The organism is Burkholderia sp. E168m23 (assembly GCF_016586125.1).
In the GTDB taxonomy this organism is placed as follows: domain Bacteria; phylum Pseudomonadota; class Gammaproteobacteria; order Burkholderiales; family Burkholderiaceae; genus Burkholderia; species Burkholderia orbicola.
This window is the reverse complement of sequence record NZ_BCPP01000535.1, coordinates 1-4916: the sequence shown is the minus strand read 5'-3', so window position 1 is coordinate 4916 and position 4916 is coordinate 1. Positions and strand designations below refer to the sequence as shown.

Annotated in this window: 4 protein-coding genes; 1 reads left to right on the top strand and 3 read right to left on the bottom strand. The window is 68.7% G+C overall.

The features are described 5' to 3' along the window. Both JMF90_RS24060 and JMF90_RS24055 read right to left on the bottom strand, forming a co-directional pair. Positions 1–1246 (bottom strand): efflux RND transporter permease subunit (locus JMF90_RS24060; RefSeq protein ID WP_201325511.1); only part of this gene is annotated, 1246 nt, incomplete at its 3' end. A 184-nt stretch (positions 1247–1430) separates the two neighbouring features. Continuing rightward, complete coding sequence (locus JMF90_RS24055) at positions 1431–2174, bottom strand: Crp/Fnr family transcriptional regulator (RefSeq protein WP_011547787.1); 744 nt, start codon at positions 2172–2174, stop codon at positions 1431–1433. Positions 2175–2342: 168 nt separating this feature from the next. Between JMF90_RS24055 and JMF90_RS24050 the strand changes: the two genes are divergently transcribed. After that, positions 2343–3995 carry an acyl-CoA synthetase gene (locus tag JMF90_RS24050; protein WP_011547786.1) on the top strand — a complete coding sequence of 551 codons (1653 nt, stop codon included), beginning with the start codon at positions 2343–2345 and terminating at the stop codon, positions 3993–3995. A gap of 41 nt (positions 3996–4036) precedes the next feature. On the opposite strand, the gene JMF90_RS24045 is transcribed toward JMF90_RS24050, so the two are convergent. Further along, a partial coding sequence (locus JMF90_RS24045) for a methyl-accepting chemotaxis protein (RefSeq protein WP_236598028.1) occupies positions 4037–4916 on the bottom strand: 880 nt, incomplete at its 5' end.

The following is a 4916-nucleotide window of genomic DNA, read 5'->3' as shown; positions in this document are numbered from 1 at the left end:
GATGCAGGTGCCGCTCGATGTTCTCGATCGTGACGGTCGCGTCGTCGACGAGAATGCCGACCGCGAGCGCGAGGCCGCCCAGCGTCATGATGTTGATGGTCTCGCCGAGCGCGGACAGCGCGATCAGCGACGTGAAGATCGACAGCGGGATCGAAATCGCGATGATCAGCGTGCTGCGCCAGTTGCCGAGGAACAGCAGGATCATCATCGCGGTCAGTACGGCGGCGATCAGCGCCTCGTGGATCACGCCCTGGACGGCCGCGTTGACGAACACCGACTGGTCGAACAGCGGCGTGATCGTGAGCCCCTCGGGCAGCGTCGGGATCACCTTCGGCAGCAGCGCCTTCAGGTCCGACACGACCTTGAGCGTCGACGCGTCGCCGCTTTTCAGGATCGAGATCAGCACGCCGCGCTGGCCGTTCTGGCGCACGACGTTGGTCTGCGGCGCGAAGCCGTCGCGCACCGCCGCGACTTCGCGCAGGTAGGTCGTCGCGCCGTTGATCGTCTGGACCGGCAGGTTGCTGATGTCGGCGACCGTATCGGCCGACGCGTTCGTGTCGATCCGGTATTCGGTCTGGCCCATCTTCGCGGTGCCGGTCGGCAGCACGAGGTTCTGCGCGTTGACCGCGTTGACGATGTCGGCCGGCGTGAGCCCCTTCGCCTGCAGCGCCTGCGGGTCGAGGTCGATCGCGACCACGCGGGTGCGGCCGCCGTACGGGAACGGGATCTGCACGCCCGGCACCGTGATCAGCTGCGGGCGCAGGAAGTTGAGCGCGATGTCGGCGAGCGACTGCTCGCTGAGCGTCTGGCTCGACAGTCCGAGCTGGATCACCGGAATGCTCGACGCGGAATAGGTGATCACGAGCGGCGGCGTCGCGCCCTGCGGCATCTGCCGCACGATCGCCTGCGCGGATGACACCGTCTGCGCGATCGCCGTCTGCACGTTCGCGCCGGGTTGCAGGAACACCTTCACGACCGCGATGCCGGGCAGCGACGTCGATTCGACGTGCTGGATGTTGTTGACGGTCGTCGTCAGGATGCGTTCATGCACGGACGTGATGCGGTTCGTCATCTCCGTCGCGGAGAAGCCGCTGTAATTCCAGATCACGCTGATCACGGGGATGTTGATCGCGGGCAGCACGTCGACCGGCGTGCGCATCAGCGCCAGCGGGGTGGCCAGCACGATCATGATGGCCATGACGATGAACGTGTAGGGGCGCCTGAGCGCGAGATTGACGATCCACATGAAGGCGGCGGGGCAGGCGGTGATCGGCGGCGGTGAAGGGAACCCGAATGATAGGCGTCGGCCCGCGACGGGTTACTGTCGCGAAACTGGCGGAATTGTCAGGTTGGGGCGTGGCGTCCGTCGGCCGATTCCGCAGACGGAATGCGTCGTCGCGATCGCGACGGTTTCGCGCATCGGGCGGCGCTCACAGCTGCTCCATGCCGAAGCGCGCGAGCGCGTCGAGATCGACGACGTCGATCTGGTTGTACGCGAGCCGCAGCGCGCCGAGCTTCTCGAGCTGCTGCAGCGCCTGGTTGATCCGCTGGCGCGACACACCGACGAGCATCCCCAGTTCCTCCTGCGAGATCGACAGCGACGGGCCGGTGTCCGGGTACAGCGCGGGATTGAAGAGCTGCGCGAGCGCCTGCGCGACGCGCGCGTCGACGTCGAGCAGCCGGCTGTTCTGGATCGACGCGATGAATTCGCCCATCCGGTTGTTCAACTGATGAATCACGAAGCGCGTGAACGGCAGGCTCGTGTCGAGCAGCGCATGGAACGTGTCGACCGGCACGAACAGCACGGTCGAGCGCTGGATCGCGACGACCTCGTACTTGCGCAGCTCGCGCTTGATCACGCTGCCTTCGCCGAACCAGCCGCCCGACGGCACCCCGGAGAACGTGCAGCCGCGCCCCGACACGTTGAAGATCGCGAGCTTCAGCAACCCCTGATGGACGCCGATCCAGTATTCGGACGGCGCGAGCCGGTGCGCGATCACGTCGCCGGCTTCGCACTGCGCGACGTGCGACTCGGCCAGCACGCGCGCCTGGTGTTCGGGCGCCAGCGTGCGAAACCACGCGCACTGGCCGAACAGCGTCGCGAGCGGCGGCAGCGGGCCCGGTTCGGGGAGCGTGTCGGCCGGGGCGGCGGCCGCGTCGAGGTGGTCGTGCATGGGTGCGGGTTTGCGAGGATAGGGATAACGCGCAGCGCTCGAGCGGCACTCTGTCGTTTCGATGACAGACGGCTCACAATAGCGCCCGTTAGGCTGTCGGCAATTGAACCACATCAAAACGATCCGGGGTGCATGCGCCCCGGTGGACAGAACACGGGAGACAGGATCATGACGCAGATGTTCGAGGCCGGGCTCGGCCGCCGCGATGCCAATTACGTGCCGCTCACCCCGATCGATTTCCTGATCCGGGCGGCCGAAGTCTACGGCGAGCGCCTCGCGATCGTGCACGGTGACGTGCGGCGCACGTGGGGCGAGACCTGCACCCGCGCGAAGCAGCTGGCGAGCGCGCTCGCGCAGGCCGGCGTCGGGCGCGGCGACACGGTCGCGGCGCTGCTGCCGAACATCCCGGCGATGGTCGAGGCGCACTTCGGCGTGCCGATGGCCGGCGCGGTGCTGAACACGATCAACACGCGGCTCGACGCGTCGTCGGTGCTGTTCATGCTGCGTCACGGCGAGGCGAAGGTGCTGATCGTCGACACCGAATACGCGGAGGTCGCGCAGCGCGCGGCGCTGGAGCTGCCGGGCCTGAAGATCGTCAGCGTGGCCGACGCGCTGCCGGCCGACCCCGACCGTTTCGCGGGCGCGACCGACTACGAGGCGTTCGTGGCCGGCGGCGACCCCGACTACGCATGGACGCCGCCCGCCGACGAATGGGAGGCGATCGCGCTGAACTACACGTCGGGCACGACCGGCGACCCGAAGGGCGTCGTCTATCACCATCGCGGCGCGTATCTCGCGGCGATCAGCAACATCCTCGAATGGGACATGCCGAAGCACGCGGTGTATCTGTGGACGCTGCCGATGTTCCACTGCAACGGCTGGTGTTTCCCGTGGGCCGTCGCGGCGCGCGCGGGCGTGAACGTGTGCCTGCGCAAGTTCGACGCGAAGACTGTGTTCGACCTGATTCGCCGCGAGCGCATCACGCATTACTGCGGCGCGCCGATCGTGCAGAGCGCGATCGCGAACGCGCCGGCCGAGTTGCGCGCGGGGATCGACCACACGGTGCATGCGATGGTCGCGGGCGCGGCGCCTGCGCCGGCCGTGATCGCGAAGATGAAGGAGATCGGCTTCGACCTGCTGCACGTGTACGGGCTGACCGAGGTCTACGGCCCGGCGACCGTCTGCGCGAAGCAGGCGCACTGGGATGCCGTGTCCGACGAGGAGCGCGCGCGGCTGAATGCGCGCCAGGGCGTGCGCTACCACCTCGAGGCCGGCGCGACGGTGCTCGATCCCGACACGATGACGCCGGTGCCGGCCGACGGCGAGACGCTCGGCGAGATCATGTTCCGCGGCAACATCTGCATGAAGGGCTACCTGAAGAACCCGAAGGCGACCGACGAGGCGTTCCACGGCGGCTGGTTCCATACCGGCGATCTCGCGGTGCTGATGCCGGACGGCTATATCCGGATCAAGGATCGCAAGAAGGACATCATCATCTCGGGCGGCGAGAACATCTCGAGCATCGAGGTCGAGGACGCGCTGTACCGGCATCCGGCGGTGGCCGTCGCGGCCGTCGTCGCGATGCCCGACCCGAAATGGGGCGAGGTGCCGTGCGCGTTCGTCGAGCTGCGCGAAGGCGCGAGCGCGACCGAGGAAGAGATCGTCGCGCACTGCCGGCAACTGCTCGCGGGCTTCAAGGTGCCGAAGGCCGTGCGCTTCGGCGAGCTGCCGAAGACCTCGACCGGCAAGATCCAGAAGTTCCAGTTGCGCCATGCGGTCGGTTCGGACAAGGCGATCGACCTGGCGGGCGACAAGAAGTAGTCGAGGCCGGCCGCGGCCGATCGTTCGTCGTCCGGCGTTCGTCACGCGTCGCGTGCGAGCCGGAACACGCTGACCGCGTCCGACAGTTGCGCGGCCTGCTCGCGCAACGCGACGGCCGCGCGCTCGGCGTCCGAGATCAGCAGCGCATTCTGCTGCGTTGCTTCGCCGATCTGCGTGACGGCCAGATTCACCTGCTCGATGCCGGTCGATTGTTCGCGCGACGCGGCGCTGATCTCGCCGATCAGCGTGCGCACCTGGTCGACCCGCGCGACGATGTCGCGCATCGTGCCGCGCGCGGCGTCCGCGATCCGGTAACCCTGTTCGACCGTCGTCGACGATTCGGCGCTCAGCGCGTCGATCTCCTTGACCGCGGCGGCGCTGCGCTGCGCGAGCGCGCGCACCTCGGCCGCGACCACCGCGAAGCCCTTGCCGTGTTCGCCCGCGCGGGCGGCCTCGACGGCCGCGTTCAGCGCGAGGATGTTGGTCTGGAACGCGATGCCTTCGATCGCGCCGGTGATCTCGGCGATCCGGCGCGTCGCGCGGCCGATGTCGTCCATCGTCGCGACCACGCGCTGCACCGCGGCGTCGCCGTTCGTCGCGGCGGCCGACGCATCCGCGACCAGCGCGTTGGCTTGCGCCGCATGCTCGGCGCTCTGCTGCACGGCGGCGGTGATCTGCTCCATGCTGGCGGCCGTCTGTTCGACGCTGCTGGCCTGCGTCGCGATCCGCGCGGCGATGTCGCTGCTGCCGGCCGCGATGCCGACCGTGCCGTGCGCGATGTCGGCCGCGCCGTTGCGCACTTGCGCGACGATCCGCGCGAGGCCGTCGCCGATCCCGTCGACCGCCTGCACGAGCCGGCCGATCTCGTCGTTGCCCGCGCTGCCGTGCGCGGCCGCGCCGTCGCGGATGCGCACGCTGAGA

Excerpts from the sequence above, each read along its gene's own strand:
- JMF90_RS24055 (WP_011547787.1), bottom strand. The coding sequence starts at position 2,174 with ATGCACGACCACCTCGACGCGGCCGCCGCCCCGGCCGACACGCTCCCC.
- JMF90_RS24050 (WP_011547786.1), top strand. The coding sequence starts at position 2,343 with ATGACGCAGATGTTCGAGGCCGGGCTCGGCCGCCGCGATGCCAATTAC.